This is a genomic window from Rhizobium sp. Root1220 (genome assembly GCF_001426265.1).
Lineage (GTDB): Bacteria > Pseudomonadota > Alphaproteobacteria > Rhizobiales > Rhizobiaceae > Rhizobium.
This window is the reverse complement of sequence record NZ_LMDG01000002.1, coordinates 139,796-157,073: the sequence shown is the minus strand read 5'-3', so window position 1 is coordinate 157,073 and position 17,278 is coordinate 139,796. Positions and strand designations below refer to the sequence as shown.

Sequence of the window (17,278 nt, the reverse complement as noted above, 5' to 3'; positions counted from 1 at the left end):
CCCCTTTTGGTACACGACTTTTATTTCATCTTGAGCCTGTTCAGCTTTCCGGCACCTGCAGCCAGGTTTCATGCAGATGACGCCATTCGACGCCGTGAGGCGTCGATGAACTTGTTGTAAAAAGAGCGCTCGCCTGCCGGCGGCTCTCCTTGCCGCCGCGCCTTTGCGTCTCGATATAGCAGACGATGATTGCGTCGGCGCTCTGCCAGCCGGGGCGAATGTCGCTGATGTCGATCGCAAAGTCGCCTTGGTGCGTCGCGCGGTTTGCCTTGACGTAGGAGACCACTGCGTCCCGGTCGAGGACAAGGCCACTGGGCGGAACCATGTGGAAACCATCGCCCATCACCCGCTCGAAGCGTCCGAAGTCGGCAATCGCGGCACTCTTCATATCGTACCAGTCGACGAAGAAGCGATGAAGATCAACGATCTCGGCGCTGGCGCGCAATAGGAGGGTCATTTCTTCCCCGCGTTGAGGTTGTAGTGCATGATCGAGCCATGGCGGCCGGTCCGGTCACGCTCAAGGGTATAGACGTCTCCCTCCAGGCCGTTGCTTTCGGCGATGACGGCGGCGATCCTGTTCTGGTCCTCGTCGCTCAGCGCGACGTCCATGATTTGGGCATTTGCCAAGGCATGTGCCTGGTTGCGGGCGCCGACGATGACCGCAGCGACCTGTGGCTGTTTGAGCACCCATGCACTGGCAACGGTGGCGATATCAACGCCATGGCTGTCGCCGATGGCCTTCAGGGTCCGGAGCAATGACTGGAAGAGATCCCAGCCGCCGAAATCGTCGATGATCAGCTTGTATTTGACGAGCGACCGGTTCTCTAGCGGCATGTCGGGTTCGGGTGCGCCGAGCCACTTGTCACCCAGGAAACCACCGGCGACCGAGCCGTAGCACAAGAAGCGCAGGTCGTGCTGTTTTGCCAGCGTGGCAAGGCTGTTGGCCGGCCTTTGGTCGAGAACCGAATATTGCAATTGCTGGCTCACCAGCGGAACGCCTGCCTTAAGGATCTCTGCAACGTGCGGCGTGTCGAAATTGGTCGTGCCAACGTTGTGAACCTTGCCTTCCTGGCGCAGTTCGTTCAGCCAGGCCATGGCGTCGAGATAACCGGGGAGCGAATAGTCCCACCAGTGAAACTGGACGAGATCCAGCCGCTCCGTCTTCAGGCGCCGCAGGGATTGCTCGACAATGCCGCTGATGTAGTCGCGGCTGATATTGGCCAGACGCGCAAGGTCTGGCACCAGCTTTGTATGGACCTTCATCCTTGCGGCGGCATCAAGGCCACGCTCGTTGGCGATCCTCAGGCGCGTCGCGCCGATCAACTCCTCGACGCCGGTGTAGATATCGGCACAGTCATAGGTCCAGATGCCTGCGTCGAAGGCGGCCATCAGGTCGGTGACAGCCTGATCGCGTCCGATCGCGCCGTGTCCGCCCGCCAACTGCCAGCCGCCGCGGATAACGCGGGAAATATTGTAGCCGGGGCTGAGTTCGAAGGTCTTCGCGTTCATTTGTCGTCATTCTCCTGCGGCAGCGGGACCGCGGTCGTTTCGGCATGGCTGAACCGCCGTTTTCCCGTCCTGACGATGCGCAAGCGGCTAGCACAATTCGGATCCGGACAGGCGATCTCGGCATCCGAGGTCATCCAGTCGTTCTTGTGGGTCGGGCGCTGTTTTGCGGCAAGAAGCGGCAGAACGGCGGAGATGGAATAGATGGAAAAACCCTGACCCGGCGGCAGGCTCAGCATCTCGCCCTTCAGCTCGAAATAGTCGCCTTCCCTGGCGCCGCAATAAATCGCACCACCTTCAGGAACAACGGCCTCTACCCGGAGATCGAAAAGCTCGAAACTATCGTCGTCCGTTCTCATTCAGTCCTCCATCCGCGTGAAGGTGACGTCGCAGGCACCGTTGCGGCGGATGATACCGCAGGCAGTGGCGAAATGATCGCGCTCTTCGGGACGCACCTGCGCGACGACACTGCCGGCAAGCCAGCCGATCGGGAAGAGCAAGCGGGCGCCCTGACCGTAGAAGAGACCGATGTCGAAGATCGGGTTCGGGTTGCCGCCCCACATGCGGGCCGGCACGTAGCTCAGCACGATGTCGCCCGGCTGCGGCGTCAGCGTGGCATTTTCCGAGGGCAGGGCCGCGGCGTAGGATTGACCTTCCAGATGCGCCGGTGGGACGGGGCAGGAGATTTCGGGACCGGTCCACATGGCATGGATACCGGGAACGATGCGTGCCTCTGCGAGATAGTCCCAGAGGAATGCAGCATTGTCGGGGGCTTTTTCTGCCAGCAGTGGTGCGGTGACAGAGAGGCCCGAGCGTTGTTCGGTGATCCTGATGGCGCGTTGGGTCATGTCCTGTTCAGTCCTTGCTGTCGGCCGATTGCATCTTGTTGCGGAGGAAAGTGAAGGGGCGGCTGATATCGGCGACCAGCGCCTCGCGCGCGGCCTGCGCATCCTGGGCGGAAAGGGCTGCAACGATGCGCCGATGGTATTGGGCCGTATCGACCTCGCCCGCGTCCGAGAACGCGTAGATCGCAACGCGAATGCATGGACCCGATTGCAGCCAGAGGCTCTCGATCATCGGTATCAGGACGGCGGAGCCGCAGGCACGATAGATTTCAAAATGGAAACTCTGGTTGAGGGTGACTTCCCTGTCGACATCTTTCTTGTGTTTCAGTGCGCGCATCTCGTCCCATTCGCCGAGCATGGCTTCGACAGTGGCGATCTGGCGCGATGTCATCAGCGTTGTGGCAAGCGCGATCGCTTCGCCCTCGATCAGAATACGGGCGCGCAGCAGGTCGTCGATGCGTTCAAGGGTTATGGGTGGGACGCGCACCGAGCGGTTGGGGAGGGCTTCAAGCGCTTTTTCCGTGATCAGACGGCCCAAGGCTTCGCGCACCGGCATCGTGCTGGTGACGAGCGCATCGGCAAGGCCGCGGATCGTCAGGACCTGGCTGGGCTCGAAAAGGCCGCCGATGAGGGCGCGTCGCAGTTCCGAATAAACACGATCCTGAACCGTCTCGCGGCCGACCGGCGCAAGCTGCGCGGCGATGACTTCGTTGTTCTTGTCGCTGGCAGCCTTTTGCATTTGTCGTCCTGTTTTTGGCTTGCGGAAGCGAGTAAAGCTGATTAGCGTGATCAATGCAAGTGTGATCACAAATCAAAAAACAGGGGGTGGCGTTGACCATTCTCGACCAGAGGGATCCATGAGTGACAAGATCGAACGGCAGGGGGAGGATGCCCATATGCCCGTTCTGACTGCGCGCAACGTGGTACGACGCTTCGGCGGCATCGCTGCCGTCAATGACGTTTCGTTCGATGTCCGGCGCGGCGAAATCCTCGGGTTGATCGGCCCGAATGGCGCTGGCAAGACGACGATGTTCGACCTTCTTGCAGGCAGTGTGCCGGCTTCGAGCGGCGAGATTTTCCTGAATGGTGCTCTGGTCTCGAGCGAAGCCGCCCATCGCCGGATCGGGCGCGGGCTTGGCCGTACATTCCAGATCCCGAGACCCCTTCCGAACCTGACCCTGATCGAGAATGTGATGCTCGCCGCGCAAGGGCAGGCGGGAGAACGGTTGCTCGCGAACTTCGCAATGCCCTGGCGCGTGGCGGCGGAAGAGCGCGCTGCGCAGGAGAAGGCGGAAGAACTTCTGGGACTGGTGGCGCTGACGCGACTGGCGTACGAGCCTGCCCGTGTGCTCTCCGGTGGTCAGCGAAAGTTGCTGGAACTCGCCCGTGTCATGATGGCGGATCCGTCCATCATCCTGCTCGACGAGCCTGCCGCCGGTGTCAATGCGACGCTGCTCGAAGTCATCATCGACCGCATTCGCGACATCAACGCCCGAGGCATCACCTTCCTGCTGATCGAGCACAACATCGACATGGTCACACGGCTCTGCAATCGCGTACTCGTCATGGCGAGCGGCCAGCTTCTCTGCGAGGGCACAGCAGATGAAGTCGCACGTGACCCGCGGGTGATCGAAGCCTACCTCGGCGGTGCGGCATGAACGAACCCGTTCTTCTCGTGCGCGATCTCGTTGCCGGTTACGAACCGGGCGTGCCGATCGTGCGGGGCGCATCGATTGCCGTCAACAAAAGAGAGATTGTCGTCGTGCTCGGTCCGAACGGGGCGGGTAAGTCCAGTTTCATCAAGGCTGTCGCGGGCCTCGTGCCGATCACCGGCGGGACCGTGCTGCTCGACGGCAAGGATATCACCGCGGCACCCGCTCACAACATGGTGCGGCTCGGCCTTGCCTTCGTGCCGCAGACCGAGAACATCTTTCCGCTGATGTCCGTCGAGGACAACCTAAAGGTCGCAGGTGGCATCCTTCCGCCGCGCGAGGTACCAAAGCGGATCGACGAAATGTACGCTGCGTTCCCCGACCTAGCTAGCCATCGCCGCATTGCTGCCGGCAACCTTTCCGGCGGCCAGCGCCAGATGCTCGCTGTCGCACGGGCGCTGATCGTTCATCCGAAGGTGCTGGTGCTGGACGAGCCCTCGGCTGGGCTCTCGCCGAAATTCGTCTCCATGGTTTTCGAAATGCTGAGCACCATCCGCAAATCAGGCGTCACGATCCTGCTTGTCGAGCAGAACGCTAGGGCAGCGCTCGCGATCGGCGACCGTGCCTATGTGCTGGTCGAAGGCAAGGATCGCCACGAAGGCGTGGCCTCCGAACTCTGGAATGATCCAGTCGTTGCCGAACTCTATCTCGGCCAGCGATCGGCTCACGCTAAGACGGGAGATGCGCCATGAGCCTCCAATTCATCGTCGACGGCCTTTTGACAGGCTCGATGGTCGGTCTCGGCGCCATCGGCGTAACGCTGACCTATTCGATCCTGCGCTTTTCCAATTTCGCTCACGGTGACTTCATGGCCTGGGGAACCTATGCGACGCTTGCCGCCGTCACGGCCATAGGCGCCGTCTTCGGCAAGGTTGCACCGATCGGGGCCCTGTCCTTCGGCTGGCCGCTGATCGTTGCGGTCATCGTCGGCATGGCATTCACGGGATTGCTTGCACTGCTTCTCGATCTGGTTCTTTTCGCTCGGCTGCGCGCCAAGGGACAGGCGATCATCGTCGTGATGGCGAGCTTTGGCGCTTCCATGGCGCTGCGAAGCCTGCTGGAGTTCCTGTTCACGTCGCGCCCAACCTATTTCAGCCGCGCCATCCAGATCGCCATGCCCGTGGGGTTCGGTATTCGCATCACCGCAGACCAGATTGCATTGCTTCTGGTGACAGCGGTGCTCGTCGCCTCCGTCCATCTGATGATGACACGAACACAGGCGGGCCGCTCGATGCAGGCTCTCAGTCAGAATCCGGCGCTCGCGCGCATCGTCGGCATCGATGTGGCAAAAGTCGTTCGGTTGACCTGGATCGTCGGCGGCGGGCTTGCCTGTGTTGCCGGCGTGATGATCGGCATCCTCGTACAGATCCGGCCGCTGATGGGTTTCGACATGCTGCTGCCGATGTTTGCAGCGGCGATCCTCGGCGGTATCGGCAGCGTACCGGGTGCGGTTCTCGGTGGCCTGATCATCGGCGTGGCCGAGGCCGGCGCCGTTCAGTTGATCGGTGCGGAATGGCGCGCGGCCATTTCCTTCCTCATTCTGATGGCAGTTCTGTTCGTCCGGCCGATCGGCCTTTTCGGAGTGAAGGAGCGGTGATGGATCTTCTCGGCTACGGCGCGTTCTTCCTGACCACGGCGCTTATCTTTTCGCTGATCAGTCTCGGGCTCAATCTGCAATGGGGGCTGACCGGCCTCTTCAATGTCGGGCTGGCAGGGTTCGTGGCAATCGGGGCTTACACCTCCGCGATCCTGACGACACCCGACGATCCGGCACGCCTCGGCGGCTTCGGCATGCCGATCCTGATCGGATGGCTGGGCGCAATGGTCGTCACCTGCATCGCCGCGGGAATCACCGGCGTCGCCACTTTGCGGCTGAAATCGGACTACCTCGCGATCACGACGTTCGGCGTTGCCGTCGTTGTTCAGCTGGTCGCATTGAATTCGCAGCCGTTGACCGGCGGCGCCTTCGGCATCGGCTTTATCCCGCGCCCCTTCGGTGGTCTGGCCGAAACGCCGCTGCTCTTCAACCTGTCCAATCTCGCGATCGTCGCGATCGTCACGCTTGCCGTCTACCTGGCGCTCGAACACCTCTCCCACAGCCCTTGGGGCAGAGTGCTGAAGGCGTTGCGCGAAGACGAGCGCGCCGCAATTTCTCTCGGCAAAAGCGCACGCTTCTACCGCGTTCAGGCGTTTGCCGTTGGTGGTGCGATCATGGGACTGGCGGGTGCCGTGCAGGCACATTTCATCGGCTTCATCGCGCCTGACAACTACGTGCCGACGCTCACCTTCCAGGTCTGGGTGATGCTGATTGTCGGCGGGTCTGGCAGCAACAAGGGGGCCGTGATCGGCAGCATTCTTGTCTGGGCGATCTGGGCCGGTTCGGGCGCTTTGACGAGCGTCTTGTTTTCGCCGGAGCAGCAGGCCCGCGCTGCGTCGCTGCAGATCGTCGCCATCGGCGTGATGCTATGCGTCATTCTTCTGGTGCGGCCGAACGGCCTGTTCGGCGACATGCCGCGACGCCTGCGGTTTGGAAAGCGTGCCAAGACGCAAGCCGCTGAAGGCAGCAACGGGCCATGACGACGCCGGAGCAGGGGCTTTCCCTCTGGCACGCCGTCGGCCGCAACCGTAGACAACGACCGGCCTTGGACAAGAATCTCCACGTTGACCTGGCGATCATTGGGGGTGGGTTTTCGGGACTATCGACCGCATTGCACGCGGCCGAAAAGGGGATCTCAGTTGCCGTTCTCGAGGCGGAGATCGTCGCCTGGGGCGCGACGGGCCGAAACGCGGGCTTCGTCGTGCCGAACTTCGCCAAAATGGACCCTGTCAATGTTCTCGCTTCTCTGGGAGAGGAGCGCGGCGAGCGACTGATCCACTTTGCTGCGGGCAGCGCAGACCTCGTGTTCAACCTGATCGAGCGACATGGGATCGTTTGCGATGCGCTGCAAAGCGGCTGGATACAACCAGCGCATTCGCCTGATGCGTTTGAGAAAGTGAAGTCCCGGGCTGGCCAGTGGGCTGAGCGCGGAAGGCCGGTAGAGGTGCTGTCGAAGGCCGCCGTTGCCGAGCTCACGGGCGCGCGGGACTATTTCGGCGGTTGGGTTGACCGATCGGGCGGCGTTCTCAATCCGGTGGAGTACGCACGCGGTCTGGCGGATGCCTCCGCGCGCGCCGGAGCGCTTATTTTCGAGGGAACGCGGGTAACTGCGATCGATCGGTCCGGCGACGGCTGGGTCCTCGGAACCAGGTCGGGTGTCGTTCGAGCGGGAAAGGTGGTCGTCGCGACCAACGCCTACGGCGGACCGCTGCTGCCGACGCTGCGACGAACCTATTTCCCGTTGAAGGTATTCCAGATCGCCACGAATCCGTTGCCGCGCGATGTCCGCAAACGTCTGCTGTCGAGCGGTCAATGCGTTTCCGATACCAGGCGCAACCTCTTCACTTTCCGCTTCGATGCTGCGAACCGGTTGATCAGCGGCGGCATGCACGTGCTGGGGCCGGGGGCTGACGACCGCGTTCCGGAGGTCATCCATCGCCGCCTTGCCCGGCATCTGGATCTCCCGGATCTGCCGCCACTGGACTTTTCATGGTCGGGAGTGGCTGCGGTCCAGCCCGATTTTCTCCCGCATCTCGTGGATATGGGGCCGGGGCTGATCGCCGGTTTCGCCTGCAACGGACGCGGCATTGCCATGACCACGGCGATGGGACGAGCGTTGGCCGACTGGGCGGGAGGAACCGAAGCGCGCGATCTGGCAATCCCCTGCGCACCGCCCGCGCCGATACCGTTCCATGGCCTGATGCGACATGCACCCAACATGCTCCTGCCGTGGAGCATGTTGCGTGACAGGTTGGATACCGCAGCCTGAGACTTCTATTCCGCCGCCGCCTCGGGATGGCTTATGGAATCGCGGACGACGCCGTACTGGCCACCCCACCGGTCAGTCATTGTACAGCGAATATCCCAAAGCTCGGGGAAGAAGCGGTGTCGGGCGCCACCCTCGAGCATTTCGACGGGCCGGCCCTTGAGGGACTTCGAGCCAAGGCCGATAGAGCGGTGAATGAGGTAGAGGTGATTGGCACGGAACTTCTGGAACAGTTCGTCGAATTCAATCAGCGCTTCGGCGACCACATAACTGTCGCCATGATCGTACCCAGCATCGTAGACGTCTTCCACCGTCAGTTGACGGCCGTCGAGATATGAAGCCTTGAAGGCTCGCCAGAGGTCGGGCGGAATGCGAAGCAACAGCTTGAATCCAGGTGATTCCTGGCCGCTGCCGTTGCCGAGCTGGAGGCGGATTTCCTGATACTCCTTGGGCGACATCGTTTCGAGCAGATCGAGTTGCGCGGTCATCATTCGCATCAGCCTGTGGACGCGACCCATCAGCGTAACGATGCGGTGAGTGTTCTGCTTCTCGATATAGTCGATGACGTCGACCAGCGTATAGGTAATGAGCTTCATCCATAGCTCTTCGACCTGATGGACGATCTGGAACTGCAACTCGTCGGCATTGGCCATATCGGCGAGCGGCCTCTGACAGGCTAGTAGCTTGTCGCATTGCAGATAGACGCCGTAGTCGCGCATTTCCGGCGCCTCGATGCGGGCATAGTAGTCTTGTTTGATCATCAATGCGCTCCCTGCGGACTGCGTTCCGGATACTGTTCGTCTCAAATTTCACATTAGCGCTTTCCACTTGAACATTGTTTCTTTCTGTTGTTTGAAATGATGCATTCGTAGCACGATTGGATGATTGGGTGGACAATGATGGAACATCTGGTGCTCGATAATATCGATAGAAAGATCATCGGCGCGTTAGAAGCTGACGCGCGTATCTCGTTCGCGGCGCTGGCCGACGAGGTGGGTGTCAGCAAGACGCCGTGCTGGAAGCGCGTGAAGGCGCTTGAAGAGGCTGGCATCATCCGCGGCTACGCCGCGCGTCTCGATCCTGCAAAACTCGGCTTCGGCATCGAAGCATTTATTCAGGTCTCGATCGATTTCGAGGTATCGGCGGAATTCGAGGCGGCCGTGCGCGAGCATCCATTTATCTGGCGTTGTCACGCGACCACCGGCGAGGCGGACTACCTGCTACATATCGTGACGGTCGACATGGCCGCTCTCGACAGGATGCTGCGCGAAGACCTTAGCCGCCTGCCAGGTGTCAAGCGCACCATAACCTCGATGGCGATGCGGGAGATCAAGGGCGAGATCTCGTTTGCGGCTGCCCAAAGCCGTGCTCGACCGGCGAAGCGCAAGGAGTAAGGCAGGGCGCTGTTCAAGTCGGCGTGATCGCCTTCCTAATTCTTGACAAGCGATTCCCGCGGGAAATATCTGTCATACAGACTTCAAGTCCGGAGGCGCGGGGTGCCGATGGACTGGCTTCAGATATAGGGCTCCAGGTTCGGCATGATCGATACACGGTTTTCGACAGCTCTGCAGATCGTGATAAGCGTCGCGGTCAATCAAGAGGCCGAAATTCGAACAACCAGCCAGTCACTTGCGCGCGGGCTGGATACGAGCGCAAGCTTTGTGCGCAAGTTGCTCCTGCCGCTGAACGATAGCGGCATTCTGATCTCTTCCGTGGGCGGCAAGGGCGGCATCCGTCTCGGGCGTTCGCGCAACGAGATTTTGCTCAGCGAGATCTATGCGGCCGTGACCGGCGAGAAGAAGATCTGGGCGACGCGGCACGATATTCCACACGAAGGTCTTGTCGGTGAGAATATCGGCGATCTCTCTGAATATCTTTGCGATCGGGCGGAGCAGGCCGTGGTGGATATGCTTGGGTCAGTCACCGTCGGCGACAGTATTGCCGAGCTTCGGCGGCTGGAGGCGCGGAAATCAGTCAGCCCTATTTGAAAAGGGTCGCCCGGCAGGGAACCAGGCAACCCTTCCTAAGCTGATCGGAGGTCAATCTGATCAGAAGACAGTTGGCGCAGTTTGCGCTGGACCATTTCCAGGCCAGCGCAACGTTTGACTTAGGATATTAGAACGCACGCTGCAGGCGGAAGTAGCCGGTCGTGACGTCGCTGAAATCGTCCGGATTAGTGTACTGGACGCTAGCCTTGGCGTAGAAGTTCTCGGCGATCTGGTAATCGACCGTCAGACCAACGCGCCATGCATCGCCGCTGTTGAAGTCAGCGTCGCCGCCACCAGCCGGAGTAGCATTAACACCGTAGTCACCATACCACTGAGCACCGGGGGTGATCTTCAGCTTGTCGGTAGCCTGGATAGCGTACTCGGCAGCGATAGCCCACTGTGCAGCGTTGTAGTATGCGCCAGGTGCATCAGCATAGACGGCTGCGAGGCCGACTGTGCCAGGACCAATTGCAACCGTGCCCATGGCGCGGACAGCAACGGCTTCGTTGTCGAAGTCATAGCCAGCCGTGACCTGGTACGAGAAGGCACCAGCCTTGCCACCGATGCCGACAGCAATACCTTCGTTGTTCGGCACTTCGCCGTTGTAGAACGGGCTGTCTTCCAGCTCGTCAACAGAGATACCAGCGTAGAAGTCGCCGCTTTGATACTGATAGCGGATCGAGTTGTGCAGCGTGACCGGGCTGCCGATATCGTCGGTTTCACCCGAGAGACCATCGTCCCACCAGCTGTAGAACAGACCAGCGCGGAAGCCAGCGACATCAAGGTACGCCGAGTCGAGATGCGTTTCCTGATTGGTATTGTTGTCGGCATTCGCCTGCAAAACAATAACGCCAGTGAGGGGGCCGTATTCTGTATCGCTCTTGGCAGTGAACTGGAGCTGACCGCGCGTGACGGCATCCCAGTCAGAGGTGCCGCTGGCGTTCGGCTTCGCGTTGACCTGGAAGCGGATATAGCCGTTGATCTTCAGGCAGGTTTCCGTGCCCGGGATGTAGAAGTAGCCAGTGCCGTAAGCGTCGCAAACGCGGACGTATTCGACGGCTTCCGGTTCAGCAGCGACGATGGCGTCGGCAGCCTGAGCGCCCGAGAATGCGGCGAGTGCCGCCGCCGAGCTGATAAGGATCATTTTAATGTTCATAACGAAGTCCAATCTTTGTGGATTGGGCACAGGTCACCATTGCCGAATGATCGGCCCTACCTACCCCAAAATTTTTTCGTACAAGCCCTCGGGAAAAACGAACGTCTCCCGCCGCGTCAAATTACATTTTTGGACAAATGTATCAATAATAGATACCGTCAAATTCTGCTTTTGCTGCAATGCGAAATAGGCGTGTTGCATAAAGGCAACGGTGGGGATGGTCATGATGCTACGGCTTGGAGGCGGCGTTTCAAGCCGTTGTTCCTAATGTATTATTTAAAACCTATTTCCTGCCGCAACATTGCTGTAATGCAGCATTCTCTCGGTCGAAGGTGTTCGATTTCTGCTTCGGTTTACGCCCCAGTCACGACGCAATCGACCTCTCAATGGGCTGGTCGCCGATCATGGCGCGGATAAGCGGATCGAGTCGATCGAACCGCAGGTGGCCATTGATGTCGAGCAAATGCTCGATCAGGTTTCGCAGGCCTTCGCTGAAGAGGCAGCTCGCCTCGGAGGCCGCTCGACTGGCAAGAGTGGTGGAGCCGACGATGCGGACGTTGGAAACGTCGACCGTCTGTCCGGCGTGAGTCGAAGCGCAATTGCCACCGTTCTCGGCAGCCAGATCGACAATGATTGTTCCCGCGTGAAGAGCGGAAAGCATCTCGTCGTCGAGGAGAATGGGAGCGGGTTCGCCGGTGGGCGCTACGCTCGTGACAATCAACTGCATATTCGAGAGGCAAGTGGCCAGTTGGCGGCGCAAAATCGCGAGTTCGGTCGTCGATTGCGCGACGAAAATATCAGTGCTCGAGTATGCCAGGTCGGCTCCAAGAAACCTTGCACCCAGGCGTTCGATTTTCTGTTGTGCCGACTGTTCGAAACCGAAGCCGTGGGTTTTGGCGCCGAGACGCTTCGCCGTCGCGATTGCCTGTAGCGCCGCCGGGTCCGTGCCGATTGCCACCATGGCAATCGGGCGCACAAAGTTGCCGTCAACGGTCAGCATCGCGTGCGCAAGACCGAGTTCGCGCGTAGCCTCGAGGACAGCAACGTGGCCGGTAATTGCCGCCTGCCTGGAGGAAACATCCATACGACCTGCATCGCGCATACCCGAAATCCGAGCAAGATCCAGATGCAGTGGCCCCCCACGGGAGCTGTTTGCTGGTGATCCCGCGCCGGACCCGAGATAGGCAAGAACAGAATTTGACTCGAAAGTCCCGGTCTCCTCCGGCCGGCGGACGCCGACGATGATCTTCGAGAGCGACACTAATTCCTCGAATACCGCAGGCAGCGCGCCGGCTGCGACGTAAGCATCGTCGGTGTGGCCCGCCCCGGCACCGCAGCCGCGCTGGAACCGAATCGACATCCGCTCGGACAGCGCGCGCACGTCACCCGGCGTCAACGCAACGCGACGCTCGCCGGGAAAGGTTTCCCGGAGCAGTCCCAGACGGGCGCGGACAACGTTCGGCATTTCATCGCTCTGAAAGAGGGGATTCGAAGAGGTGCGGGAGCGATATAGGCGTCCTGGCCCATAGTTTTATGACAGTTTGGTAATTTCTTTTTGGGCAGATTCCCGGTTTCAACTAGCAGTAAATCCTGTCTTTTCTGGATGCTGAGTCCAGCTTGCATGAGCGTCGTTGAATAAGAACGGCCATGTTGCGAGTTCAGGTTTTGCGAAGAGAGATTTGGATGTATTGATCACTGCTGAAAGCACGGGCTGCTGGAGGCATTCTTGGATTTTTACTCGGTTTATGATCAGGGGTTTGTGCGGGTCGCGGCTTGCACGCCGAATTGCGAGATCGGCGATCCTGATTTCAACGCGCAAGCGACGCTTGAGCTGGCACGACAGGGACATGCCGACGGCGTCGGCCTGATGGTATTTCCCGAACTCGGCATCTCCGGGTATTCGATCGATGACCTGCTCGGGCAGGACGCGCTGTTGAAAGCAGTGGATACCGCGATCGCGGCGATCGCGCGAGAGAGCCGTAACCTCACACCGGTTCTCCTCGTTGGCGCGCCGCTGCATAGCGAAGGGCGCCTGTACAATTGCGCGGTTGCAATCCATGCCGGACGCATTCTCGGCGTGGTTCCGAAAATGCATCTGCCGAACTATCGCGAGTTCTACGAAAAGCGCTGGTTTGCATCTGGACGCAGCGTGCGCGGGGCCAACATTCGAGTTGCCGGCGAAATAGTGCCGTTCGGTACCGATCTCATCTTCGAGGCGGCTGATATCGATGACTTCATCTTCCACATCGAGATCTGTGAAGATCTCTGGGCACCGGCGGCGCCGAGCGATTTCGGCGCGTTGGCAGGCGCCTTGATCCTCGCCAATCTATCGGCGAGCAACATCACTGTCGGCAAGGCCGATACCCGCAAGCTGCTGTGCTCGGCGCAATCCGCCCGCAGCCTGTCGGCTTACATCTATTCGGCGGCGGGGCCGGGCGAGTCGACGACCGATCTTGCGTGGGACGGTCAGGCCTGCATCTACGAACTCGGAACCCTGATGGGTGAAACCGATCGGTTTCCGACAACATCGCAGATGTGCATTGCCGATATCGACGTCGAACGACTGCGACTCGAGCGACTGAGGACCGGAACGTTCAACGATGCCGCGACGCTCAATCTCACAGCCGATCATGAATTCCGCCGCGTATCCTTTGCCTTCAGCAAGCCGGAAGGGGACATCGGCCTGAAACGCGACGTCGCACGCTTTCCTTTCGTGCCAGCAGATGAAAGCCGGCTGGATCAGGATTGCTACGAGACCTTCAATATCCAGGTGCAGGGGTTGATGAAGCGCCTGCGCTCCACCGGAATCCGGCGGCTCTGCATCGGCATTTCGGGTGGGCTTGATTCGACGCATGCACTGCTCGTGGCGGCGCGGGCGTTCGATCAGCTCGATTGGCCACGCTCCGACATTCTCGGCTTCACGATGCCTGGTTTTGCGACCGGCGATGCCACCAAGTCGAATGCCTGGGCCCTGATGCGCGGCCTGGGTATCACCGCGGAAGAAGTGGACATTAGGCCGCTGGCGCTGCAACTGCTCAAGGACTTGAAGCATCCTTTCGCCGACGGAGAGCCGGTCTACGACACGACTTTCGAGAATGTGCAGGCTGGGTTGCGCACGGACTTCCTGTTCCGTGCCGCCAATCAGAGAAACGCACTGGTGCTGGGTACCGGCGATCTCTCGGAAATCGGTCTTGGCTGGTCGACCTACGGGGTTGGCGACCAGATGAGCCACTACAATGTCAACGCGTCCGTGCCGAAGACCTTGATCCAGCACCTGATTCGTTGGGTCATCCGGACCGGTGATTTCGATGCGGAAGCAAAAGCTACGCTCGAGCGGATTCTCGATACGCTGATTTCGCCGGAACTGGTTCCGGCTGATGAAAATGGCGTCATGCAGAGCACCGAAGACAAGATCGGGCCTTACGACCTCCACGACTTCGCGCTCTACTATACCACCCGCTTTGGTCTTCGTCCGTCGAAGGTTGCCTTCCTTGCGTACATGGCGTGGAATGACGTGGACGCCGGTGTCTGGCCGCCGCATTTTCCGGCGGACAAGCGCCGGAGTTTCGACCTTCCAACCATCAAAGTCTGGATGGAGGTGTTTCTCTTCCGGTTCTTCACCATCAGCCAGTTCAAGCGCTCGGCTTCGCCGAATGGACCCAAGGTGACGTCGGGCGGCTCGCTCTCGCCGCGTGGCGATTGGCGTGCGCCGTCGGACGGCAACGCACGAGTATGGATCAAGGAACTGAAGGCGAACGTGCCGGATGTCAAAAGCTGAGTATGAGGCGGCATCCGCGATGCGGGACCTCGCTTTGTCGCAGTCCGACGCTGTTCACACAGGAGGTGCATGCGAATGGACGATTGTTGTTCTGAAGAGCAGCTTCCGCGCTACGAAGTGCGACAGCAGCCAGGCGGCCGCTGGGCGGTGATCGATACCCTGACGTCGCTGCCAGCAGCAACGGATGGAAGGGACCTCGTCGGTCTCGATAGGCAAGACGCAGAGGATATCGCCCGTGAGTTGAACAGCAGCGAAGCGGATGGCGTGGATCCGCTTATCTGATCGACGGAACCCGATCGGCCGGGACCGAGTTGTTGCTACAGGAGATGAGGCAATGACCGAAAACCCGGAAGCCCCTGACAATCGCGCAATCGATGAGCGGACCGCTTACAAGGCGCGGGAACGGGTTCTTTCCAGCGAAGCGAAGAGCCTTTCCGCCTGGGCGCTGATTGGGGCAATCGGTTTCGTGCTGCTGGTCGTCATACTGGCCTTTGGCGCATGGACAAGCAGCGGCACAAACCCGGCCCCGGCAGGCCCGTCCGGTGGCGGGCAAATTGTCGGCCGGCCGCCAACCCAGCATTCCAATTGACCAATTCATCGAGCGATGTTCGGCAAATCGCCTGCTGCCTGAGCAAGGTTAGAAATTGCGATTAGAAGGCAAGATGGATACAAACTATATAAAAGATGGCCATTTGTTGTGTATTCATGCTTTCGGCGTTATTGGCTGTTTAGTGGGGATGAAAATACGGGGGCTACAGGGCGAGCGGACATGCTGACGAAAAAAGGAAAATACGGCTTGAAAGCGCTGGTAGACCTCGCTCGCCTGGCTCCGGGTGAGACGGCCTTCATCAATGACGTCGCGGCGCGCAACAACATACCGAAAAAATTCCTCGATACGATTTTGCTAGAGCTGCGCAACGTTGGGATTCTTCGCTCCAAGAAAGGCCCCGGCGGCGGTTACTCGCTGTCGCGTCCTGCCTCTGAAATTCGCATTGGTCACGTCATTCGCACGCTTGACGGGCCACTTGCACCGATCCGCTGCGCCAGCCGCACCGCTTTCGAGGCGTGTGACGACTGTTCCGATCCCGAGACCTGTCAGGTTCGGCGCTCGATGACCGAAGTCCGGGACGCGATCGCCGATATTCTCGATAACATGACCCTGGAGCAATTCGTGGCGTCCGGCAGCAAGCTCGACGATGCCGACGAAAAGCTCCCCGTCTCGGTCGCCAACTAGGACGTCAGACGCTGCCGAAATAGTGTTCCGCGGCTGCTATGTAGAGGTCGTCGGTTGCGGCGCCGCGCGCATGAATGCGGGCGTTTCGCCAATGCCTGTCGAGGTTCAAGCCAATGCTTGCCGCGTCGTCGCTCGACAGCTGGAATAGACTGTTGGTCGCTTCCAATGCCGCTGCGCTTGCTGTGCTCTGGGCAGCCGATGCGGAGAAAGAGGCTATCTCGATAGTCTTTGTCGACGGGGTCACCTGCGCGAAGTCAACCTTTCCGCCGGCACTTTCAACGAGCGCCGCCGTGGCCTCGAGGGAGATGACAAGCTTGCCGACAATTGCAGAACGAGGCGCGTGCTTCAGACTGGCGAGTGCGGCGCGTGCAATGCCAAGATCGGTTGCTGCGTGGAGGAGGGCTGCCAGCGCGCTGGTGATCAAGGGACCTTGGCGAACGTGCCGGGAGACCGCGTCAGAATTGACCCGAACGCCGTTTGCAACCGCCGTCGCGGTGCCGTTGGCCCGTTGGCCGAAGCCATCCCAATCATCAATGATCTGGAGCCCGTCGGCTTCGCGAGGCAAATAGAGCGTCGTCGGCTTGCCGTCGGCGTCGATTGCCCGCGCTGCGATCCAGTCGGAGAAGAGGATGGCGGTCGATGGCACGCTTCTGCCGCTCAATTGGTAGCCCATGCCGCTGGGCGTGGCGGTGCCGGGCCCGAGGAAGACGGACTCAGAGAAAAGATCGCCCGCAAGTGCCCGCGCGAACAGGAAATTCTTCAGCTCATCACCGCCCTCGATCCGCAGCTGCTCCAGAACCCGAAAATGAACTTCCAGGCACTCGGCAATCGATGGATCGCCTTCGGCCACAATAGCCACGATCTCGCCAAGCAGTGCGTTGGCCACATCGAGGCCCTCATGCTCCGCCGGGATCGTGATCGCGGTCAGGCCGGATTGGGCGAGAGTATCGAGCTCTGCATAGGGCAAGATACGATTGATATCGCGCTCACTCGCTTGCAGGGCGAAGCCCGCAGCGAGGTTGCGAGCGGTGGCGACCGCTTCCTCCTCGCTCTCGATACGATGCGCAGCAGATCGTACTCTGTCGTGCAATTGCGATATGGTTCCCATCTGCGGGCCTCTGTTTGTCCGAGCTTTAGATGTGACGGATACGCAACGCGATGATAAGGCCTGTTTTTCTACACAGACATGCATCGCG

Annotated in this window: 20 protein-coding genes; 11 read left to right on the top strand and 9 right to left on the bottom strand. The window is 60.1% G+C overall.

The window, feature by feature from the left end; genetic code table 11:
- Window positions 1-40: 40 nt before the first annotated feature.
- From ASC90_RS03835 to ASC90_RS03815, 5 genes are read right to left on the bottom strand one after another with little or no spacing between them, the layout of a single operon-like run.
- The gene (locus tag ASC90_RS03835) at window positions 41-457 is read right to left on the bottom strand and encodes a DUF4440 domain-containing protein (protein ID WP_056535585.1); all 417 of its coding nucleotides are present in this window, start codon (window positions 455-457) and stop codon (window positions 41-43) included.
- Window positions 454-1,509, bottom strand: a complete 1,056-nt coding sequence (locus ASC90_RS03830) for an aldo/keto reductase (protein ID WP_056535582.1) — start codon at window positions 1,507-1,509, stop codon at window positions 454-456. Before ASC90_RS03830 ends, ASC90_RS03835 begins: the two co-directional genes overlap by 4 nt.
- Window positions 1,506-1,865 (bottom strand): TIGR04076 family protein, encoded by a 360-nt coding sequence (locus tag ASC90_RS03825; protein WP_056535580.1) that lies wholly within the window; start codon window positions 1,863-1,865, stop codon window positions 1,506-1,508. Before ASC90_RS03825 ends, ASC90_RS03830 begins: the two co-directional genes overlap by 4 nt.
- On the bottom strand, window positions 1,866-2,354 hold the full coding sequence (locus ASC90_RS03820; protein ID WP_056535577.1) for a DUF3830 family protein: 489 nt from the start codon (window positions 2,352-2,354) through the stop codon (window positions 1,866-1,868).
- Window positions 2,355-2,361: 7 nt separating this feature from the next.
- Complete coding sequence (locus ASC90_RS03815) at window positions 2,362-3,090, bottom strand: GntR family transcriptional regulator (RefSeq protein WP_156392827.1); 729 nt, start codon at window positions 3,088-3,090, stop codon at window positions 2,362-2,364.
- A gap of 118 nt (window positions 3,091-3,208) precedes the next feature.
- Here ASC90_RS03815 and ASC90_RS03810 point away from each other — a divergent pair, with 118 nt between their 5' ends.
- The 5 genes from ASC90_RS03810 to ASC90_RS03790 are packed head-to-tail and all read left to right on the top strand — an operon-like array spanning window position 3,209 to window position 7,929.
- Entirely contained in the window at window positions 3,209-4,009 is an 801-nt protein-coding gene (locus tag ASC90_RS03810; protein ID WP_056535574.1) for an ABC transporter ATP-binding protein, read from the top strand.
- A complete protein-coding gene (locus tag ASC90_RS03805; RefSeq protein ID WP_056535571.1) occupies window positions 4,006-4,755 on the top strand; it encodes an ABC transporter ATP-binding protein in 750 nt (249 codons plus the stop codon). Before ASC90_RS03810 ends, ASC90_RS03805 begins: the two co-directional genes overlap by 4 nt.
- Entirely contained in the window at window positions 4,752-5,660 is a 909-nt protein-coding gene (locus ASC90_RS03800) for a branched-chain amino acid ABC transporter permease (protein WP_056535568.1), read from the top strand. The genes ASC90_RS03805 and ASC90_RS03800 overlap by 4 nt, the downstream gene beginning before the upstream one ends.
- Window positions 5,657-6,640: a branched-chain amino acid ABC transporter permease gene (locus ASC90_RS03795; protein WP_056535565.1), complete on the top strand. Its 984-nt coding sequence runs from the start codon at window positions 5,657-5,659 to the stop codon at window positions 6,638-6,640. Before ASC90_RS03800 ends, ASC90_RS03795 begins: the two co-directional genes overlap by 4 nt.
- Entirely contained in the window at window positions 6,637-7,929 is a 1,293-nt protein-coding gene (locus ASC90_RS03790; RefSeq protein ID WP_056535563.1) for an FAD-dependent oxidoreductase, read from the top strand. Before ASC90_RS03795 ends, ASC90_RS03790 begins: the two co-directional genes overlap by 4 nt.
- 5 nt (window positions 7,930-7,934) lie before the next feature.
- Here the strand turns inward: ASC90_RS03790 and ASC90_RS03785 are convergent, their stop codons facing one another.
- Window positions 7,935-8,687 carry a tryptophan 2,3-dioxygenase family protein gene (locus ASC90_RS03785; protein WP_056535560.1) on the bottom strand — a complete coding sequence of 251 codons (753 nt, stop codon included), beginning with the start codon at window positions 8,685-8,687 and terminating at the stop codon, window positions 7,935-7,937.
- 135 nt (window positions 8,688-8,822) lie between these two features.
- On the opposite strand from ASC90_RS03785, the gene ASC90_RS03780 reads away from it, so the two are divergent.
- Both ASC90_RS03780 and ASC90_RS03775 read left to right on the top strand, forming a co-directional pair.
- Window positions 8,823-9,320, top strand: a complete 498-nt coding sequence (locus ASC90_RS03780) for an Lrp/AsnC family transcriptional regulator (RefSeq protein WP_244480289.1) — start codon at window positions 8,823-8,825, stop codon at window positions 9,318-9,320.
- 144 nt (window positions 9,321-9,464) lie between these two features.
- Window positions 9,465-9,914, top strand: a complete 450-nt coding sequence (locus ASC90_RS03775) for an Rrf2 family transcriptional regulator (RefSeq protein WP_056535557.1) — start codon at window positions 9,465-9,467, stop codon at window positions 9,912-9,914.
- A 127-nt stretch (window positions 9,915-10,041) separates the two neighbouring features.
- Here the strand turns inward: ASC90_RS03775 and ASC90_RS03770 are convergent, their stop codons facing one another.
- Entirely contained in the window at window positions 10,042-11,070 is a 1,029-nt protein-coding gene (locus ASC90_RS03770; RefSeq protein ID WP_056535554.1) for a porin, read from the bottom strand.
- 364 nt (window positions 11,071-11,434) lie between these two features.
- Window positions 11,435-12,535: an NAD/NADP transhydrogenase subunit alpha gene (locus tag ASC90_RS03765; RefSeq protein ID WP_056535551.1), complete on the bottom strand. Its 1,101-nt coding sequence runs from the start codon at window positions 12,533-12,535 to the stop codon at window positions 11,435-11,437.
- Window positions 12,536-12,796: 261 nt separating this feature from the next.
- Between ASC90_RS03765 and ASC90_RS03760 the strand changes: the two genes are divergently transcribed.
- From ASC90_RS03760 to ASC90_RS03745, 4 genes are all read left to right on the top strand, one after another.
- Window positions 12,797-14,848 carry an NAD(+) synthase gene (locus ASC90_RS03760; protein ID WP_056535548.1) on the top strand — a complete coding sequence of 684 codons (2,052 nt, stop codon included), beginning with the start codon at window positions 12,797-12,799 and terminating at the stop codon, window positions 14,846-14,848.
- 75 nt (window positions 14,849-14,923) lie between these two features.
- A complete protein-coding gene (locus ASC90_RS03755) occupies window positions 14,924-15,130 on the top strand; it encodes a hypothetical protein (protein ID WP_056535545.1) in 207 nt (68 codons plus the stop codon).
- Between the two features lie 52 nt (window positions 15,131-15,182).
- On the top strand, window positions 15,183-15,437 hold the full coding sequence (locus tag ASC90_RS03750) for a hypothetical protein (protein ID WP_056535541.1): 255 nt from the start codon (window positions 15,183-15,185) through the stop codon (window positions 15,435-15,437).
- A 180-nt stretch (window positions 15,438-15,617) separates the two neighbouring features.
- A complete protein-coding gene (locus ASC90_RS03745; protein ID WP_056535537.1) occupies window positions 15,618-16,082 on the top strand; it encodes an Rrf2 family transcriptional regulator in 465 nt (154 codons plus the stop codon).
- Window positions 16,083-16,086: 4 nt separating this feature from the next.
- Here ASC90_RS03745 and ASC90_RS03740 read toward each other — a convergent pair whose 3' ends face one another.
- Window positions 16,087-17,190, bottom strand: a complete 1,104-nt coding sequence (locus ASC90_RS03740; RefSeq protein ID WP_056535533.1) for an acyl-CoA dehydrogenase family protein — start codon at window positions 17,188-17,190, stop codon at window positions 16,087-16,089.
- Window positions 17,191-17,278: the final 88 nt, after the last annotated feature.

Bases quoted from the DNA above. Each gene is read 5' to 3' on its own strand.
- ASC90_RS03835 (WP_056535585.1), bottom strand. From the start codon at position 457: ATGACCCTCCTATTGCGCGCCAGCGCCGAGATCGTTGATCTTCATCGC.
- ASC90_RS03830 (WP_056535582.1), bottom strand. From the start codon at position 1,509: ATGAACGCGAAGACCTTCGAACTCAGCCCCGGCTACAATATTTCCCGC.
- ASC90_RS03825 (WP_056535580.1), bottom strand. From the start codon at position 1,865: ATGAGAACGGACGACGATAGTTTCGAGCTTTTCGATCTCCGGGTAGAG.
- ASC90_RS03820 (WP_056535577.1), bottom strand. From the start codon at position 2,354: ATGACCCAACGCGCCATCAGGATCACCGAACAACGCTCGGGCCTCTCT.
- ASC90_RS03815 (WP_156392827.1), bottom strand. From the start codon at position 3,090: ATGCAAAAGGCTGCCAGCGACAAGAACAACGAAGTCATCGCCGCGCAG.
- ASC90_RS03810 (WP_056535574.1), top strand. From the start codon at position 3,209: ATGAGTGACAAGATCGAACGGCAGGGGGAGGATGCCCATATGCCCGTT.
- ASC90_RS03805 (WP_056535571.1), top strand. From the start codon at position 4,006: ATGAACGAACCCGTTCTTCTCGTGCGCGATCTCGTTGCCGGTTACGAA.
- ASC90_RS03800 (WP_056535568.1), top strand. From the start codon at position 4,752: ATGAGCCTCCAATTCATCGTCGACGGCCTTTTGACAGGCTCGATGGTC.
- ASC90_RS03790 (WP_056535563.1), top strand. From the start codon at position 6,637: ATGACGACGCCGGAGCAGGGGCTTTCCCTCTGGCACGCCGTCGGCCGC.
- ASC90_RS03785 (WP_056535560.1), bottom strand. From the start codon at position 8,687: ATGATCAAACAAGACTACTATGCCCGCATCGAGGCGCCGGAAATGCGC.
- ASC90_RS03780 (WP_244480289.1), top strand. From the start codon at position 8,823: ATGATGGAACATCTGGTGCTCGATAATATCGATAGAAAGATCATCGGC.
- ASC90_RS03775 (WP_056535557.1), top strand. From the start codon at position 9,465: ATGATCGATACACGGTTTTCGACAGCTCTGCAGATCGTGATAAGCGTC.
- ASC90_RS03770 (WP_056535554.1), bottom strand. From the start codon at position 11,070: ATGAACATTAAAATGATCCTTATCAGCTCGGCGGCGGCACTCGCCGCA.
- ASC90_RS03765 (WP_056535551.1), bottom strand. From the start codon at position 12,535: ATGCCGAACGTTGTCCGCGCCCGTCTGGGACTGCTCCGGGAAACCTTT.
- ASC90_RS03755 (WP_056535545.1), top strand. From the start codon at position 14,924: ATGGACGATTGTTGTTCTGAAGAGCAGCTTCCGCGCTACGAAGTGCGA.
- ASC90_RS03750 (WP_056535541.1), top strand. From the start codon at position 15,183: ATGACCGAAAACCCGGAAGCCCCTGACAATCGCGCAATCGATGAGCGG.
- ASC90_RS03745 (WP_056535537.1), top strand. From the start codon at position 15,618: ATGCTGACGAAAAAAGGAAAATACGGCTTGAAAGCGCTGGTAGACCTC.
- ASC90_RS03740 (WP_056535533.1), bottom strand. From the start codon at position 17,190: ATGGGAACCATATCGCAATTGCACGACAGAGTACGATCTGCTGCGCAT.